This window comes from Spirosoma rhododendri, from assembly GCF_012849055.1.
Lineage (GTDB): Bacteria > Bacteroidota > Bacteroidia > Cytophagales > Spirosomataceae > Spirosoma > Spirosoma rhododendri.
Genome location: NZ_CP051677.1, coordinates 3,497,843 through 3,515,296 on the forward strand (window position 1 = coordinate 3,497,843; position 17,454 = coordinate 3,515,296).

A 17,454-nucleotide genomic window follows, 5' to 3' on the forward strand; every position below is an offset into this window, starting at 1 on the left:
GATTAGCAGAATTTATTGTTGGTGTATCTGAAATCAAATCCTGTCAATCCGCGACGGCGGCCCGGCTGTAATCCTGTCCAACAAAATCATTCCCGCGAAAGGGCGATGATGACGGCACCAACGACCATGATGGCCGCACCGAGCGCAACCTGCCAGTTGATTTTTTCTTTCAAAAAGACAGCCGCCAGAATGACCGAAAAAACCAGCGTCAGATTCGTCAGGGGCGATACCTGCGATGCGTTGCCCAGCTTCAACGCCCGAAACGACAGCAGCGACGACCCACACGTAACGACGCCCGCAATCAGCAGGAAAATCCAGCTGCGCCGGTCGATGCTGGCTAGGTCAGGGAGTTTGCCCTGCCCGATAATGACGCCCCACGACACGAGTAGAATCATGATCGCCTGCACGGCAAACGCCAAATTAGAATCGACGTTTTTGACCCCGGCTTTGGTCAGCGTCACAACGATTGCCGAGGCCAAAGCCGCCAGCAGGGCAAAAACAATCCACATGTGTTAAAGACCGAAAGGGCGAAAGAATGAAAGAGCGACGGTACACCAGCCAGTACATCTATAAAACGACTGGTGTTGATTGGGGTATACATCCGTCGTGGATAAAAAGCCGGAACGTTCGGTATAGTTTTGGGTTTACAGGTTACGGTATTCAATTTTTTTGGCTTGCTTGTCGGCCGGGATGAGTACCGTAAACCGACTACCGAAAACCATTGACTGACATGAATATTGGGGATAAAGTCCGGCTGTTACGGGCGAAAGGTGAGGGCATCGTGTCGCGGTTTTTGCCGGGCAACATGATCGAAATTGAGATTGAAGACGGCTTTCGCATTCCGGTAATGCGTTCCGAACTGGTGGCGGTGTCGCCGATGGAAGCGGAAAAATTACTCCGCCCCAGCACCTTCGAGCCACAGAAACCCACGGCCCCTGCCGCCCCGTCGATCCTGGCGAATCAGGGCATTTATCTGGCGTTTGTGGCCGTCAACGACCGGGAATATTCGCTGTATCTGGTCAATAACACCGACTGGGATTTTCCCTACTCGCTGGGTGAGGAATCGGCCGCGCCGACGGGTGGGGTGCAGTTTCGCGGAGTCTTTGCCGGGATGCTCAAAGCGCGGGCGCAGCAGAAAATGAACGACCTCTACACCCACGCGACCTTCGAAACCTGGCCGACATTCGTCGTGCAGGGACTGTGGTTCCGCGCGGGTAAGTCGACGTTGCGTGCTCCGCTGGTGAAACGGGTCAAAGCACGGGCGACTACGTTTTTCAAGAACAAAACCACTGTGCCGGTTCTAAATCAGCCCGGTTTCGTTACGCAGCTCGACGCTGAAGGCACCGAACCGACGCAACCGTCGGCCCCGTCGAGCAACCGGCCCCGCCCGAACACCATCCGGCCCGACGAGCTAAAGGCCGAAATGCTCAAACCGAAAAACGATCCCGATACCCTGTCCGTCGACCGGCCGTCGTCGGTTGTCGATCTGCATACGGAAGCCCTGTTGCCAAAGGGGACTGGTAATCGCGGCCCTGCCGATTTGCTGAAACTCCAGCTGGAGACGTTTGAAAAAGCGCTTGAAAACGCCGTTGCCAGCGGTATGAGCGAGATCACGTTTATTCACGGCGTCGGGAGCGGGGCGTTGCGGACGGAACTGCACAAACGGTTGGGGCAGCACCCGCATGTCCGGTTTTTTGAAGATGCTCAGAAACAGAAATTTGGTTATGGCGCCACGAAGGTCAGCCTTAAATAAGTACCGGGCTGGTCTGCTCAGTCTGTTGCTGATGGGTTGGCTGGCAGGCTGTCAGTCGGCCAGTCAACTGGACCCCAAAGCCCCCAAAGAAGCGTACAAATTCACCGAAATGGACATTCGCAGCGAGCGTCATCTATCCACCGTTCATGTTCCCGTATCGATCTCGCTCAACGACGTGCAGCGTCAGATAAACGCGCAGGTCAACGGGCTGATTTATGAAGACAACAGCCCTGATGACAACAACGGCGATAAGTTTCTGACGAAGGTATGGAAGCGTGGCACCATCCTCGTATCGGCGCAGGACAGCCTGTTTCACTTCACCGTGCCGCTGCGTATCTGGGTCCGGGCGGGCGTGTCGGTGCTGGGGTTCACGCAGTACAAGGAAACCGAATTTGAACTCGACCTGCGCTTCAGAAGCAAGTTCGACCTCGACCCCGACTGGTCGGTACACACCCAGACACAACCCGACGGTTACGCCTGGGTGCGCCGACCCACGATCAGCGTAATTGGGCTGAATATTCCGATTACCAACCTTGTCAGCGGGATGATCGACAAGAATCTGGGCACGATCACGCAGTCGATCGATCAGCAGGTGCGCAAAAACGTTGATTTGAAAACGCCGGTGCTGCGGGCCTGGAACCTGTTGCGCGAGCCGTACCTGATTTCAGAGGCTTACCGGACGTATTTGCAGGTCGTGCCGAAGCGGGTGCTGATAACGCCCCTGCGCTTCGACAACAACGTGATTCGCTCGACCATCGGCATCGAAGGCTTTACGCTGACCACTACCGGCAACCGCCCCGACGTGCGCCCGGCGGTGTCGCTACCCGACCTGACGGTGGTGAAGCAGGTGAAAGATGACTTCCGGATTGGGCTGCTCAGCGAAGTCAGCTACCCCGAAGCGGCCCGGCTGGCAGCGGAAAACTTCGTCGGCAAAACCTTCCCCTTGACGGGTGGCTACAGCATCACGCTAACCAGTATCGACCTCTACGGACAAAACGAAAACCTGATTATTAAAGCCGGGCTGTCGGGCACGATCAAAGGCGACATCTACCTGCGTGGTCGACCGTACTACGACCCGCAGACGCAAACGATTTCGCTGCAAAATCTGGCCTATGATCTTGATACGCGCAACATCCTGCAACGGTCGGCAAGCTGGCTCTTGCAGGGGACGTTCGCCAAAACGCTTCAGCAGCAGCTGACGATTCCGGTAGGCTCACAGATTACGGATGTTCAGCAGCAGCTACAGGCCCGGCTCCGCAATAATGCGCTGGCGAAGGGCGTCACGATCAACGGTACCATCGACCATATTCAGCCCGATCAGGTCTACCTGACGCCCACCGGCATGCTCGCCGTCGTCAACGCCACCGGCCGGATTGACGTGAAGGTGGATGGGTTGCAATAGAGTTTAAGGTTTGTAGTTTAAGGTTCAAGGTTGGCTCCGGCAGCATCCTGCTGTCGAGCCGCAGGCTAAGTTGCAGCTACCTAATTAGCCGCTGACGCGGCTCGACAGCAGGATGCTGCCGGAGACATCGCATTGTGCCGGATGACGATTACGCGTCAGCCAACCTTAAACCTTAAACTACAAACCTTAAACCCACATTCTAAAACCGTACCAGCCGTCCTTCCAGGCTGGCCTGCTGCTTGGTGTAGCGAACGCCACTGGTTTTCAGACCGGTACTATCCAGAAGCGTGATCGTGCCGCCATTATTCGATAGCTGGAACGAACTGCTGGCTGGAATCCGCACCTCAACCGTTCCGGCCGCCGGAGCGGTGACGTTGCCGATAACGAACGCCTGCTGCTGCCGGTCGACCAGTTTCCAGCCAGTTAGCGAGACGGGTGAATCCGTCGTGTTGAGCAGAATCACCTTCTCGTTACCCGCTTCGTTGCCTCTTGGGTTAACCAGAGCCGCAGCGATGACGACGTTCCCGTCGACGGGTGTACTGCCGCCGGGCTCCGTGCCTGAAATACGTTTGCCGGTCTTGTCGTCGGTGTGCAGCGTGGGCGGGTTGAGCGTGTTGAACTGGGTCTGGAACGCCAGCAGAATAGCCGTCCAGCGGTTCAGAGCCGGGTAGTGAATCAGGATGCCGCCGTCCTGAAAAACGCCGTTGTCTTTCTCAAACTTGCCCGGCGGGTTGCCCTGATTCATGTGAATGTCGTGGATACCCTGATCCTTAATTTCAGGGAAATACTTGTCTTTGTTGGTCGTGCCGGGCCACCGTTCGCCAAACACGAAAATCCGGGCGTTGGGGTCGGCTTTCGACTTGTCGAGGGCCTGCGTCAGCTTTTCTTCCAGATCGTTGTCGAGGCCGGGCGCGTTATTGGGCAGCAGTGCCATCCGGCTGAAATCGCCGATCATGTTGCGCCGGAGGAAGTCCAGACCGAACTGCTGTCGTTTTGCTGGATCGTTTATGTTGTAGACACCGTCGGCAGGAAATGCGGCCAGCAGGCGGGCGCAGAGTTCGTGCTGGTAATCGTCATTCACGTACGTCAGGAGCGTCGACCCGTCCTGCGACCGAACGTTGACGGCCACCCGGAAGAAATCGCCAGCAGTGTTGAGTTTTATTTCAAAGTGATTGGCGTCGGGAGCCATCAGGCCACGGTCGTAGCGGCCAGCAAACAGGTGATAATTATCGAGTGCCATCGGGCGGGAGTCTTAGGTGAAAATCAACCGAAGATTACGGTGATTTTTCGGATTGGTCCGTTAAGAAATTAGTAACGGTTGGCGGTCCTGAGCAAACGGTCTGAGAGCCAGCTAAACATTAAACCCGAAACGACAACCGGTAAACCTGCCAAAGGCGTACCTTTGCGGGGCCAATACGATGCGGGTCGTCTTATCGCGCCGACCTTCGGGTGGGTGAGGAAAGTCCGGGCAGCGCAGAGCACCCTACTTCCTAACGGGAAGGCAGTCCACTGGCGACGGTGTACTGACAGACAGGGCAACAGAAAATATACCGCCAGATTTTAAAGAGCGAAAGAATGAAAGAGTGAAAGAGCGAATTGCTGCCGCACCTGATGATGGTTCCTGGCCAGTAATTCGCTCTTTTACTCTTTCGCTCTTTCACTCTTTAAGCCTGGTAAGGGCGAACCGGTGGGGTAAGAGCCCACCGCCCGGCGGGCGACCGACGGGGCACGGTAACCCTTAGGGGCTGAAAGACCAAATAAGCGTCGGACGCGCGGCTGCTCGTCGCCAGCAGCCCGGTTTCGGCCGGGTGAAAACCGACGCGGGTAGGTCGAACGAGGTGTCCGGGTGACCGGCATCCCAGATAAATGATAAGACGGCTGGCTTCACGGCTGGTCGACAGAACCCGGCTTATAGGCCCGTATCGTATTGGTTTTTTAAATCGCTGTTTAATGACGAACTGTCGTCATTAAACAGCGATTTTTTGTTGTTTGCGCCGGTCCTGCCAATGGGCTACCAAAAACGAATCTACGCTGATGAAACGGCCTGTAAACTGGTGTATCTTGTTTGTCTGCCTGTTTGGTAGTCGCGTCAGCAACGGGCAGCGGCTGACAATTAGTGCCGATGGGTACCAGCGCTGGGAAATAATTCAGTCGCAGGTCGATGTGCCGGGCCCGTTGAAGATCGACCCCAACAACCTGCGGTTTACTTACGGTTTGTCGGTATCGTATGAATCGGGGCGGAATGGCGTTGAAGCGGGCGTGATGGCTTATCCCTATCGGATCGATCTACGCTTCAAAAACTTCTTCAGTGGTCAAACCGGGCCATCGAATATAGCCCTGTTTACGCTACTGTATCGACGGCGGCTGTTGGTTACCAAGAAGCATAAGCTTGCTCTGTACGCGTTGGCCGGGGTTGGCGTAGGCCACTACCGAAACGACAAAATTCAGTATGGAATGGGTACTGTATCTGTCAACGGGACTGTCGTGTATAGTGATCATTTCGATGAATACTCGACCTACGATCGGCCGGTTGTGCTGCTGCCGGTAACGCAGTTTGAACTGGAAAAATCGCTGAGTCCCCGTCTGTTTATTCGGGCGCGGGCGACTTACGTTTTTCCCAACTTTGCCGGTTTTGCCCGGCCGCTGGAGGAGGCAACATATAGCTACACGTATCAGCAGCAGAACGGACGGGGTACGCTGACCGATTACGGTAACGGATCCATGGTTGGCCTGAGTCTGGGCTATCAGATTACCCTGTAACAAAGTAAATTGCCCACGATTGTAAGCAAGTGGCTAAGTCATCGACCATTTTTTTTGACACGAAAGGAACTAGAGCGTAGTTATAAAAGTTAACACTGTTATAAAAACGAACGTCTGAAAAGATGGGACTGGTAGAACGACGACAACGACAGAAAGAAGAAGTCAGAAACAGCATTCTGACGGCCGCCTGGGATCAGGTGCTGGCCGAAGGCTGGCCGTCGCTGTCGATTCGGAAAATTGCTGACGCCATTGAATACAGTGTGCCAGTGGTTTACAGTCACTTCGAAAGCAAGGACGCGATTCTGCTGGAATTCACCCGGCAGGGGTTCGCCCGCCTGATCGAACAGATCAAGCAGAGCGCACTCTGCGATAAAGAACCGGCCGAACGACTGGAAGGTATTGCGCAGACGTACTGGCAATTCGCGTTCGACAACCGGGAATACTACCAGCTTATGTTCGGGCTGGGTATTCCGACCTGCGACGCGGCTAATCACATCGTTGAAATGCGGCAGTTCGGCGATGTCATTACCTACACCATCAAAGAATTGATTGCGGATGGCCCCAATGCCGACGCGGATGTGTACCTGAAATTCAAAACGTACTGGTCTATCCTGCACGGGCTGGTGTCGATTCAGATGATTGACCCGCACCTGTCGGCGGCTGATAAACACGGAAAACTGATTTTGCACGACGCTGTTTCGGGCTTCGTAAAGTCGCTGATCTACTAATTTTTTTGCCTTGTACCTAACACTGTTATTTTTTATACGACTGTACGTATGTCAACAACACCATTAACCGCCCCGACGATGGATGTCGAAATCTGGAGCGACGTTATGTGCCCGTTCTGCTACATCGGCAAGCGGAAATTTGAGCAGGCGCTGGCCGAGTTTCCGCAGCGCGATCAGGTGCGGGTCGTCTGGAAAAGTTTTCAACTGAACCCCGACCAGAAAACCGAACCCAACAAGTCGATCAATACGTATCTGGCGGAGGTGAAAGGCTGGAGCGTGGAGCAGGCCAAAGCCATGAACGACCGCGTAACCGACATGGCCCGCGAAGTGGGTCTGGATTACCACATGGACCGGGCCGTTGTCGCTAACTCGTTCGACGCGCACCGGGTCATTCAACTGGCCAAAACGCAGAACCTGGGCGATGCGATGGAGGAGCGCCTGTTCCTGGCGTATTTCACCGAAGGCCGCAACACCGCTGACCACGCGACCCTGCTCGAACTCGGTACCGAAATTGGCTTGTCGGCCGATGCGGTTACGCAGGTGCTGAACAGCGATCAGTTTGCCGATGCCGTGGGGCAGGACATTTACGAGTCGCGGCAGGTAGGCGTGCGGGGCGTCCCGTTTTTCGTGCTCAACCAACGGTACGCCGTGTCGGGCGCGCAGCAACCCGAGACCTTTCTGGGCGCGCTGAATACCGCTTATTCAGAGTGGTCGAAAAGCCAGCCTACCCTTACCGATCTGTCGGGCGATGCACCGGCCTGCGACGTCGACGGTACCTGCAATTAATTGCCAATCATTTTCTATACAACCTGAATTGTTTTTAACACCATGGAACTCATTGATGCACTGAACTGGCGGTATGCTGCCAAAAAAATGAACGGGCAGACCGTTCCCGCCGAGAAAGTCGATACCATTCTGGAAGCGATTCGCCTGTCGGCGTCGTCGGTTGGTATTCAGCCGTACAAAGTAATTGTGGTGGAAAGCCACGAGCTGCGCGGTAAAATCCACGAGCAGGCCTGCCCACAGCCGCAGATCGTTGAGGGGTCGCACGTGCTGATCTTCGCCAGTTGGACCGCTGTCGAAGCGGACGATGTCGACCAGTATATGCAACTGATCGCCGATACGCGTAATACCGACGTGGCCTCGCTGACGCCGTTTGCCGATTCGATCAAAGGAGCATTGCTGGGCCGGACGCCCGAAGCGCGTGCCGAATGGGCCGCCCGCCAGTCGTACATCGCGCTGGGTACGGGCCTGATTGCGGCCGCTGCGGAAGGGGTCGATGCTACGCCGATGGAAGGTTTCAACGCCGACGCCCTCGACCAACTGCTCGACTTGCCCGCCAAAGGGCTGCACAGCACATCGATTCTGGTGCTGGGCTACCGCGACGAAGAGAAAGATTACCTGGCCAAAGCGCCCAAAGTGCGCCGGTCGAAAGAAGATCTGTTTATCGAACTGGCGTAACGCATCTATCGCACACCAGCCAGAAGCGTCGGTCCCAACGGATCGGCGCTTTTTTCGTGAACACCATTGGGAACAGATCGCCGGATTTTGGCCTTTCTGAACGCATACGACAGTCAACCAATGGCCATAAAAACCTACGACACGCTGGCGTTTCTGTCCCGGTTCATGACGCCGTCGACCGATCTGGACGCCCAGCTACGCCCCGAACCCGGTCAGTTTTTTATCGTCCCGCTGGAGACGATGTACCGGCAGGTGAACCGGCGCGTACCGCCATCGCGTTCGCTCGCGCACAGTTGCCTGCTCATTACGGGCGGGGCGGCTACGATGACGATTGGCTTCGATACGTACACGGCTACGGCGGGCGAACTGCTGTTTGTACCGGCCGGACAGGTCTTTTCGTTCGGCAGCGACGACGTAAACGAGGGTTATCTGCTGCATATTCACCCGAATCTGCTGCTTGGTCGTCATGCGGCCGATGTGCCCACAATGGAGTTTGAATTTCTGACGCCCTGGGGGAATCTGCTGGTGAGGCCCCCCGCCGATACGTTCGACGCGCTGCTTCTGCTGACCCAGCGGCTGCTGACGATCTATCAGGCGCAGGGTATCCGGTCCCGGCCGCTTATTCAATCGTACCTGACGACCTGGCTCTGCGAGGTGGCGGAGACGTACCAGCCTGTTTCGGTGACGATGCAGACGGCGGCCTATCGCCTGTCGCACGCGTTCAAGACACTGCTCACGGCCTATGTCCGAACGCAGCACCGGGTTACCGACTACGCATCGCAGCTGAACATCACGCCTAACCACCTGAACAAAGTGGTGAAAGAAACGACCGGTAAGTCGCCAACCCGCTGGATCGACGAAGCGCTGGTGCTGGAGGCCAAAGTGCTGTTATCGCAAACGGCCGACCCGGTAAGCACCGTTGCCGATCAGCTCGGTTTCAGCGACCCCTCGTATTTTAGCCGCCTGTTCCGACGATACGAGGGAGTTACTCCCATCGAATTTCGGCGAATGATTGATTCGTCTGGTTCGTAGCAGGATACGTCCTGCCAAAACTGGCTTGGCCGCCTGATCTTTGCCGGTGGTTATACATCCATTGATTGATGTCGGGGACGCTCAGCCGATCCTGCCCAATTTTACCTGATCATGTATTCGCTTTTATTGATGGCGCATTCGGTACTGCGCTGGCTGGTGCTGCTAACGTTACTGTACGCCCTGTTTCGGGGTATTCGGGGCTGGTCGGGGCAGCGGCCGTTTACCCGCACCGACAACACCGTTCGGCACAATACCGCCACGTTTGCCCACCTGCAACTATTGATCGGCTACACGCTCTACTACATCAGTCCGCTCATCGCTGCGTTTCGCTACGGCGGGGCGGCTGAACCGGCGTTTCCGCTCCGCTTTTTTGGCTGGATACACCCGCTGCTGATGACCGTCGTGGTGGTGTTGATCACAATTGGTTCATCGGCGGCCAAGCGACAGACTACCGACGCGGCTAAATTCCGAACCATGACCATCTGGTTTTCGCTGGCTTTGCTAATGCTGCTTGTTGCGATTCCCTGGCCGTTTTCACCGTTGGCGCAACGGCCGTATCTTCGTCTTTTCTAACCGTATGCTTACTCATCTCAAAACCAATCTGGGGCGGCTGCGACTCCTCGCGCTGCTCGAAGGACTATCGCTCATTGCGCTGGTGTTCATTGCCATGCCGGTCAAGTACATGGGCAGCGACCCCACGCTGGTCAAGGTAATCGGCCCGATTCACGGCGTGCTGTTCATCCTGTTTGTGCTGTACACGATCAATGTCAGCATCGAGGAAAACTGGCAATTCCTGCGCACAACCTGGAAGGTGCTGCTCGCGTCGATCATCCCCTTCGGCACGTTCTACGTCGACAAAACGATCCTGAGCCGGCAGAAGGAAGTTTAAGACTTGTAGTTTCAGGTTTGTAGTCTAAGGTTTAAGGTTCTCGCTGAAAACTTTAGACGTTAGACCACAAACCTGAAACTTTTTCCCTACCTTTGCGGCCACGTTTTACGCAGGGGGTTCGTCCCCCGATCAAAACCAACAAGCACAAATGGCTGTTAAAATTCGTTTATCGCGTCGTGGACGCAAAAAAATGGCGATTTACGACATCGTGGTAGCTGAATCAGTAGCTCCCCGCGATGGCCGGTTTATCGAGAAAATTGGTTCGTACAACCCCAACACCGACCCATCGACGGTCGTACTGAAATCGGACCGGGCCGTACATTGGCTCATGGTTGGCGCACAGCCTACCGACACGGCTCGTTCGGTATTGTCGCACGAGGGTATCATGTACAAGAAACACCTCCAGGTGGGCGTAAACAAAGGCGCTATCACCCAGGAGCAGGCCGACGAGAAATTCTCGAACTGGAAAGACGACAAGGAGAATCGGAAAGCCGGTGCCGCTGATGCAAAGACCCAGACCAAAGAGCAGGCTCGTGCCGCTCGTCTGGAAGCTGAGCAGAAGGTGAATGCCGCCCGCGCTGAAGCCATCGCCAAGAAAAACAAGGTTGAAGAGCCAGTAGCTGAGGAAGCACCTGTAGCGGAAGCTGCCGGTGAAGAAGCACCTGCTGCTGAAACCGACGCGGCTGCTTCGACCGAAGAAACCACCAGCGCTGAATAATTTTTCCGCGCCCAGCGTTACCAAAGAGCCTGTTCGCGACCGGACAGGCTCTTTTCATTCCCAGCCATAGCCATGACTAAAGACGATTGCTATCAGGTAGGCCACATTACCAAGACCCACGGCGTCAATGGTGAACTGGTCCTGTTTCTGGATGTCGATGATGCTTCCGAGTACGCCGATCTGGATTCGGTGCTGCTGGAGGTCAAAAACGAACTGATTCCGTATTTTATCGAGTCGATTGCCATCGTGAAAGGTAGTCGGGCAATCATCGCCTTTGAAGACGTTGATACCATCGAGCAGGCCGAACGGCTCATCAACTGTGGCGCATTTCTGCCCCTCGATAACCTCGAACCCATTACCGACGAAACGCGCTTTTACTTCCACGAAATTGTGGGCTATCAGATCGTTGATGCCCACGAAGGGCCGCTCGGCACAGTGCGTGGCGTATACGCCATGAACGCCCAGGACCTGATTGCGATGGATTATCAGGGCAAAGAAGTGCTGATTCCGATCAACAGCGACATCGTCAAGACGGTGAACCGGGCAGAGCAGAAGCTGAACGTGGATCTGCCCGACGGTTTGCTGGCGATTTATATGGAAGACAACGCGGCCGACAAAGCTGAATTCGACGGCGACGCGGACAATAGCGACGACTCCAATGCGCATTGATATTATCACCTGCCTGCCCCGGCTGCTCGACAGCTTCTTCGCCCATTCGATTTTGCAACGGGCGCAAACGGGCGGCTACGTGGAAGTCGTTGTGCATGACCTGCGCGACTATACCCTCGATAAGCACCGGCGCGTCGACGATTACGCGTTTGGTGGTGGGGCCGGTATGGTCATGCAGATCGAGCCGATCGCCCGCTGTATCCGCGCGTTGCAGGCGGAGCGGCCCTATGACGAGGTGATTTACATGACGCCCGACGGTGAGCGGCTCAATCAGCAGACGACCAACGCCCTGTCGCTGCGGCAGAACCTGATTATTCTCTGCGGCCACTACAAGGGCATTGACGAGCGGGCGCGGGAGTTGTTCGTGACCAAAGAAATCAGCATCGGCGATTACGTACTGTCGGGGGCGAACTAGCTGCCTGCGTCCTGTCCGACGCGATTATCCGGTTGCTGCCCGGCGTACTAAACGACGAAACATCGGCCCTGACCGACTCGTTTCAGGATAATCTGCTTGCACCGCCGGTGTACACGCGCCCGGCGGAATTTGAAGGCCATCGCATACCCGACATCCTGCTGTCGGGCCACGAAGCGAAGATTGATGAGTGGCGGCACGAACAGGCGCTCGAACGAACGCGCATCCGTCGGCCTGATTTGCTCGACTCGTAGGCTGGTCGCGAAAATCACAGAGCCCGGTCGGGTCAGACAACGCTGTCTGACCCGACCGGGCTCTGTCGTTATGGGCGCGGGCGAAGCCGCTGGGTGGTATAATCACGTTTGCTCAAAGAGGATAACGAAAATTGGCAGGTGTTGATTAGCTTTGACTAAATACCCTTGCGCCGTTTTTATTACGTATGGAGCCGTTGTCCGCTTTGTTTCACCACACGCCTGTGCCCATGGCGGTACTGTACGCCGGCTCAAACCGGGTGCAGATCGTCAACGATGCGTGGCGTCGGTTCTGGAACGTACCCGATGCTGTGAACGACGGACAACTACTAAGCGAGCTGCTGACGCCCGAGCAGGCCGGTCTCTACAGTCGGTTGCTCGGTACGGACACTGACTCGTCTGAGGTAGCGGTTTCTGTTATGTGGGCGGGGCAGTGTGTACAGCGTTACATTCGACTGGTGGTTACGCAGGTGCCCGCAGTCGATCAGAAACCGGCTTATCTGGGTACGGTCATTCTCGACGTAACCGACACCGTGCTGGCGCGGCAACGGGCCGACGCGCTGGCTAAAGAGCAGGAGGAGCAGCGACGGATGATGCGTGAAGCGCTCGATAGCTCCCCCGTAGCTATCGTTGTTGCCACCAGCATTCGTGACGAAACGACCGGCCAACTCATTGATTTCGAGTACCGGCTGGCCAATCGGGAAAGCAATCGGCTCAGTAACCTGCCCGAGGCCGAAGAGCTGTCTGGAAAGCGTATGCTGGCTACATTTCCCGGTGATAAAGAATCCGGCGTATTCAGTCAGTTTAAAACCGTAGTTGAAACGGGGGAGCCCCTGGCGGTTGAAACGCACTACAAACACGGGCAGACAGACAAATGGTTTTACGTGCGCGTGGTTAAACACGGCGACGGATACGTTCAGACGACGCTCGATATTACGCCGGTAAAAGAAGCGGAGGCCGCCATTGAGGAGCAGGCTGATCTACTGCGGACAATCCTGAATAATTCGCAGACGGCGATCTCCCTGCACAGTGTAATTCGCGGTCAGAATGGGAAAATCGCCGATTTCAAAACGGCACTGGCCAACAAACGGGCACAGGAGATTTGGGGCGACACCCTCAAACAGCACATGAGCCGGTCGTTTCTGGAGCATCGGCCCGAAGCGGCTGGAACGCCTGAATTTGAGCGGTACGTGCAGGTTGTGAACACGGGGGAGCCCGCCAGATTTGAGTTCGGTGTTGCCGATAAACTATACTCGATCAACATTGCCCGCGCTGGAGATGGGGTCGTACTCTCTTCGGTCGATATCACCAGCGACCGGCAGTACCAGCGGCAGCTTGAGCAGATCAATGCCGAGTTGAAACGCTCCAACGAGAGCCTACAGGCATTTGCCTACATTGCCAGTCACGACTTGCAGGAGCCGCTGCGAAAGATTACGTCGTTCAGCTCAATTCTGAGTGGTCAGTACACGGAGCAGCTCGATGACAGGGGGCTCGATATCCTCGTCCGTATCCAATCATCGGCCGAACGCATGTCCAGTTTGATCCGGGATTTGCTTAGCTATGCCCGTATCGGTAGCCAGCCGGACTCGTTCCGGCCTGTTGATCTGCATACGGTACTGACGGAGTTGCTCAATGACATGGAGTTTACCGTGGGGATGGCCGGTGCCACGATTCAGCTGGATCAGCTACCGCAGGTGGTGGGCGATCCGGTGCAGTTGCACCAGCTGTTTCAGAATCTGTTGAGCAACGCGGTGAAATTTCACCGGGAAGGCGTACCCCCCGTCGTGCAGATCAGTAGTGAACGGGTCGCGGACGATCGGCTGCCCCCGTCGCTACGGGAGAGTCGACCAAGCGGATGTTCATTCTGGGCAATCCGGGTTGCCGATAATGGTATTGGGTTCGACGAAAAATATAACGACCGGATTTTTCAGGTGTTTCAACGCCTGCACAGCCGCAATCTGTATAGCGGCACCGGTATCGGCCTGGCGATCGTCAGAAAAGTGGCCGAGCAGCACGGCGGGGTAATAATCGCCGAGAGCCGCCCCGATGCCGGGTCTACCTTCACGGTGTACCTGCCGGGGTAAAACGACAACGGGCGACTATCACTGATAATCGCCCGTTGTCGTTTCTACTGCGTACCGTTGTCGTTGGGTTGCTCGGCTTCGCGTTCGCGTCGTTTGCGTTCGCGTCGTTCCTGCCGAAGCTGTTTGCGGGTCTTCACCGTGTCAGCGGTGGGTACCGCGGGGTCTACCGATGCCGGTGCGTCTGACTGAACGGCGGGTTGCTGCTCATCGGTGCCGCGCTCAGCACGTCCTTTAAACAGTCGACGGAAGAAATTACCGATCCCCGTACCGTCGCCATCCGCATCGATATCCGATTCGATCGGGTCGACCATCAGGCTGTCCGATTGCATGAGCGTATCGACGGGGGGAAGCTCCCGGCGTAAGCCTTCGCGCAGCCGTACGTCGTAGAAGCCATAGGCGCCGGAGTCGGGGGCCGTCAGGCCACGTTTCGCCATGATTCTGCCGATGATGCGGAAGTAGCCCCGCACGTTACGCACCTGCAAACCACCCCCTGGTACGAACCAGTTCAGGGCTGCTTTGGGGCGCGGCACGACGAAGGCCAGGAAAATGCTTTCGCCCAGCGACAGCTCCGAGGGGCGTTTGGCGAAATAGTAGCGAGCGGCTTCACCGATACCGTAGATGTTGCGGCCCCACTCGATGATGTTGAGGTACACTTCGTACATCCGCTCTTTCGGCACGATGTGCTGATTTTCGATCAGCCACACGATCAGGATTTCCTCGACCTTGCGCGAGAGGGTCTTGTTGCGGTTCAGAAACACGTTCTTCACCAGCTGCATCGAAACTGTGCTGGCCCCGCGCTTAAACGATTTCTCCTTGAAGTTGGTGGCTATCGATACCCGAAACGCCCTCTCGTTGAAGCCCTTGTGCGTGAAAAACGTATAATCTTCCGACGTGAGCAGGGCGTTGCGCAGATCGGGGGCGATCTCGTTGAGGGGGGTGTAGTCGGGGTTGGTCGGGCCAACGTAAATCGTACGGACGGGCTTGCCTTTCTCGTACGGTGTGTAGTTGAACGGTTTGTTGATCGCGCCGAAATCGGTACGGCCCATCTTCAGAATTTTGAAGTTATCGGGCGTCAGGCCGGAGTCGAATTTAACCGAATCGGGGAGGGCCGTGTCGAACTGAAACGACAGATCGTACTTCAGCTTACCCGCTACCTGCATACCTTCGAGCGACTCGAACAACCCCTGCGGAAACGAATTGAACAGGGCCTGCGCGTTCATCGGGTCGGTATGGAGCTGAACGTCGTACTGCTTGCCCGAACCCGGCTGCCCCTCAGGTACGGTCCGGTCGGGGAGGGTGTACTTCACAAACGGGCGCGCACTGACTTCGCCCAGCCGCAGTGTGGAGGTGCTGTCGATACCGACATAGTCTTTGCCAACGAACAGCCTGGCGTCCATCGATGCCTGGGGCACCAGCACGTCGGTGCGGGCAATGGCCGGGTGATTGACGCGCAGATTTCGCACCGATCCGGCTCCTTCCAGCCGAAACTCACCCCGCGACCGGTCGACGTCCCTCAGTTGCGCCCGCAGGGTGTCGGCCTGGAGCATCAGGTTGTAGCGTTTCTGGATGTAGGCCAGTTCAAGTGGTTTGGCGCGGCCGTCGGGCTGATTGGCAAACAGGGCCAGGTCGTACTCGCGGTCGGCGGGGTCGGCAGTGCCGGTGAGGTGCCAGACGGCTTCGTTTCTATTCAGCAGAATAGTCGACTGTACCTGCTCGTCGTGGATGGTAGCCGTCTGGGTGAAGAGCCGGAGTGTATCCTCGTTGTTGATCCCCACCACATCCAGATTCTTTACGTCCAGATCGTCGGGGATTTTCGACAGTACATTGTCGATCAGGTTTTCGGTAACGTCAGCCAGGTCGGTTTTACGTGTCGACTTCGGCGTATCAGTTGCCGTTGAATCCTTACGGGGATGCAGCAGAAAGTCGACGTTCGTCAGTGAATCGCGCTTGATAACCTGAATCCTGGCATTCTCCAGCGCCATCGTCGACAGGCCGATTTTGCCCAGCAGCAGTGGCCACAGCCGCACCGATACTTCCACGCGCCCGATGCGGGCAAGGCTGTCGCGGTCCTGGGGTACCACGGCAATGTTGGTGAAGGCAACCGACGTCAGGCCGGTGAAGCGGGCAGAACCGATCGTTAGGTCGAGGTTATAGTCGCGCTCGGCTTTGCGGGTAATTTTGGCGAGGGCGGTCTGAAGCAGGCTTTCACGTTTTGAGAAGGCAATGCCCACACCCACGCCCGCAATCAGCAGAATACTCAGAAGAATGCCACCCACAATACGGAGGGCTGTACGTTGACGATCCGTCATGCTTTAACTAGAGATACGCAAAGATAAAGAATAAAGGCGGGTGATACCCGTTCGTTGGTCAGTTGCCGGTTGGCAGACGCGGGTCGATGGGGTAGGGCTGGATGGACAGTAGCGTACATTGATTTCGTTGCGGATGCAATGGGTCGATCAGGACGTTGCGCGAGGGCGACAGGGGTATCACGGCCGACGGTATGGCAATGCCGAGACACTGCCGCTGCCGGAACTGACCATCCAGGAAGCCCGGCAGACCCACTGGCGTCAGGTACGGATCGTTCCATCCTGTCGGTAACTGATCGGCCGACAAATACTGAACAGACTGGGCTGGAAGGCTGATTTCGCACAGAATAAGCGGAGGCAGATCGGCCAGGGGGGTGCCGTCCAGATGAACCATATATTCCAGAAAGCAAAGTTCAGGGGTTGTCGCCGTGTAGATCATCGGGCGACCCCGGAGGTTCCACCGGCCACCGTGTAGCTGCGCGCCGATCCCATCTAAAATCGTGTCGTGGTGACTGTCAGTCTGAATGCGATAGACTGTAATCGCCATCAGCTAAGTACACCGTAATCAATACGACCCAGCAGGTCTTCAACGAGCCGGACACCGGTCGAACTATCGAGCAGATCCAGTGGCGACCGGTTTTCCAACAGCCGCAGCGGACGCCGGAGCCAGCGATTGAACTTGCCCCGATCCTGAAACACCGACGCACCGTAGACGGCCAGTTGACTAAGCAGCAGCAGCCGTTCAGACGTCGATGGGTCGAGTCGTCCCAGCCTGGCCTGCCGGTGAAACGTAGCGACCGACTGATTGAGCAGCCGGGCCATTTCCTTGTCTGAAACGTCCAGCAGACTGGCAACCTGACCCGCTTCCGTACCGACCAACCCCTCGCGCGACCGATCGATCAATTGCAAAGGCGTAAGCGCATTACCACCGGCTGACTGTAAACTAGCGGGAGCTGTCATAGTAACCTGGTTAAACTCATTTGATACTG

17 protein-coding genes, 1 other RNA gene and 1 pseudogene are annotated in these 17,454 nt (G+C 56.3%); 14 read left to right on the forward strand and 5 right to left on the reverse strand.

Translation table 11 applies throughout. The features are described from left to right. Window positions 1-86 precede the first annotated feature (86 nt). The gene (locus HH216_RS14410; RefSeq protein ID WP_169551431.1) at window positions 87-509 is read right to left on the reverse strand and encodes an EamA family transporter; all 423 of its coding nucleotides are present in this window, start codon (window positions 507-509) and stop codon (window positions 87-89) included. Between the two features lie 221 nt (window positions 510-730). Here HH216_RS14410 and HH216_RS14415 point away from each other — a divergent pair, with 221 nt between their 5' ends. After that, window positions 731-1,753: a Smr/MutS family protein gene (locus HH216_RS14415; RefSeq protein WP_169551432.1), complete on the forward strand. Its 1,023-nt coding sequence runs from the start codon at window positions 731-733 to the stop codon at window positions 1,751-1,753. Beyond that, window positions 1,725-3,155, forward strand: coding sequence for a DUF4403 family protein (locus HH216_RS14420; protein ID WP_254448437.1), 1,431 nt, complete (start codon window positions 1,725-1,727; stop codon window positions 3,153-3,155). The genes HH216_RS14415 and HH216_RS14420 overlap by 29 nt, the downstream gene beginning before the upstream one ends. A gap of 199 nt (window positions 3,156-3,354) precedes the next feature. On the opposite strand, the gene HH216_RS14425 is transcribed toward HH216_RS14420, so the two are convergent. Beyond that, window positions 3,355-4,395, reverse strand: coding sequence for a DUF2278 family protein (locus tag HH216_RS14425; RefSeq protein ID WP_169551433.1), 1,041 nt, complete (start codon window positions 4,393-4,395; stop codon window positions 3,355-3,357). 177 nt (window positions 4,396-4,572) lie between these two features. Here HH216_RS14425 and rnpB point away from each other — a divergent pair. From rnpB to HH216_RS14485, 12 genes and pseudogenes are all read left to right on the forward strand, one after another. Further along, an RNA gene (rnpB, locus tag HH216_RS14430) (RNase P RNA component class A) lies at window positions 4,573-5,083 on the forward strand. 106 nt (window positions 5,084-5,189) lie between these two features. After that, window positions 5,190-5,915, forward strand: coding sequence for a hypothetical protein (locus HH216_RS14435; protein ID WP_169551434.1), 726 nt, complete (start codon window positions 5,190-5,192; stop codon window positions 5,913-5,915). Between the two features lie 122 nt (window positions 5,916-6,037). Then, the gene (locus HH216_RS14440; protein ID WP_169551435.1) at window positions 6,038-6,643 is read left to right on the forward strand and encodes a TetR/AcrR family transcriptional regulator; all 606 of its coding nucleotides are present in this window, start codon (window positions 6,038-6,040) and stop codon (window positions 6,641-6,643) included. 78 nt (window positions 6,644-6,721) lie between these two features. After that, window positions 6,722-7,429, forward strand: a complete 708-nt coding sequence (locus HH216_RS14445) for a DsbA family oxidoreductase (protein WP_169553397.1) — start codon at window positions 6,722-6,724, stop codon at window positions 7,427-7,429. Between the two features lie 42 nt (window positions 7,430-7,471). Continuing rightward, the gene (locus HH216_RS14450) at window positions 7,472-8,104 is read left to right on the forward strand and encodes an NAD(P)H-dependent oxidoreductase (RefSeq protein WP_169551436.1); all 633 of its coding nucleotides are present in this window, start codon (window positions 7,472-7,474) and stop codon (window positions 8,102-8,104) included. Between the two features lie 120 nt (window positions 8,105-8,224). Continuing rightward, on the forward strand, window positions 8,225-9,136 hold the full coding sequence (locus HH216_RS14455; protein WP_169551437.1) for a helix-turn-helix domain-containing protein: 912 nt from the start codon (window positions 8,225-8,227) through the stop codon (window positions 9,134-9,136). Between the two features lie 111 nt (window positions 9,137-9,247). Continuing rightward, on the forward strand, window positions 9,248-9,709 hold the full coding sequence (locus HH216_RS14460) for a hypothetical protein (RefSeq protein WP_169551438.1): 462 nt from the start codon (window positions 9,248-9,250) through the stop codon (window positions 9,707-9,709). Window positions 9,710-9,713: 4 nt separating this feature from the next. Further along, window positions 9,714-10,025: a DUF3817 domain-containing protein gene (locus HH216_RS14465; protein ID WP_169551439.1), complete on the forward strand. Its 312-nt coding sequence runs from the start codon at window positions 9,714-9,716 to the stop codon at window positions 10,023-10,025. A gap of 148 nt (window positions 10,026-10,173) precedes the next feature. Then, window positions 10,174-10,743 carry a 30S ribosomal protein S16 gene (locus tag HH216_RS14470; protein WP_169551440.1) on the forward strand — a complete coding sequence of 190 codons (570 nt, stop codon included), beginning with the start codon at window positions 10,174-10,176 and terminating at the stop codon, window positions 10,741-10,743. 72 nt (window positions 10,744-10,815) lie between these two features. Further along, a complete protein-coding gene (gene rimM / locus HH216_RS14475) occupies window positions 10,816-11,412 on the forward strand; it encodes a ribosome maturation factor RimM (RefSeq protein WP_169551441.1) in 597 nt (198 codons plus the stop codon). Further along, a pseudogene (gene trmD / locus HH216_RS14480) lies at window positions 11,402-12,078 on the forward strand (tRNA (guanosine(37)-N1)-methyltransferase TrmD). Before rimM ends, trmD begins: the two are co-directional and overlap by 11 nt. Window positions 12,079-12,263: 185 nt before the next feature. Beyond that, entirely contained in the window at window positions 12,264-14,159 is a 1,896-nt protein-coding gene (locus HH216_RS14485; protein ID WP_169551442.1) for a sensor histidine kinase, read from the forward strand. A 44-nt stretch (window positions 14,160-14,203) separates the two neighbouring features. Here the strand turns inward: HH216_RS14485 and HH216_RS14490 are convergent, their stop codons facing one another. Genes HH216_RS14490 through parS form a run of 3 tightly spaced genes read right to left on the reverse strand, consistent with a single transcriptional unit; the run spans window position 14,204 to window position 17,425 of the window. Beyond that, a complete protein-coding gene (locus HH216_RS14490) occupies window positions 14,204-16,468 on the reverse strand; it encodes a transglycosylase domain-containing protein (protein WP_169551443.1) in 2,265 nt (754 codons plus the stop codon). 58 nt (window positions 16,469-16,526) lie between these two features. Next, on the reverse strand, window positions 16,527-17,012 hold the full coding sequence (locus HH216_RS14495) for an RES family NAD+ phosphorylase (RefSeq protein WP_169551444.1): 486 nt from the start codon (window positions 17,010-17,012) through the stop codon (window positions 16,527-16,529). Then, window positions 17,012-17,425, reverse strand: coding sequence for a type II RES/Xre toxin-antitoxin system antitoxin (parS, locus tag HH216_RS14500; RefSeq protein WP_169551445.1), 414 nt, complete (start codon window positions 17,423-17,425; stop codon window positions 17,012-17,014). The genes HH216_RS14495 and parS overlap by 1 nt, the downstream gene beginning before the upstream one ends. Window positions 17,426-17,454: the final 29 nt, after the last annotated feature.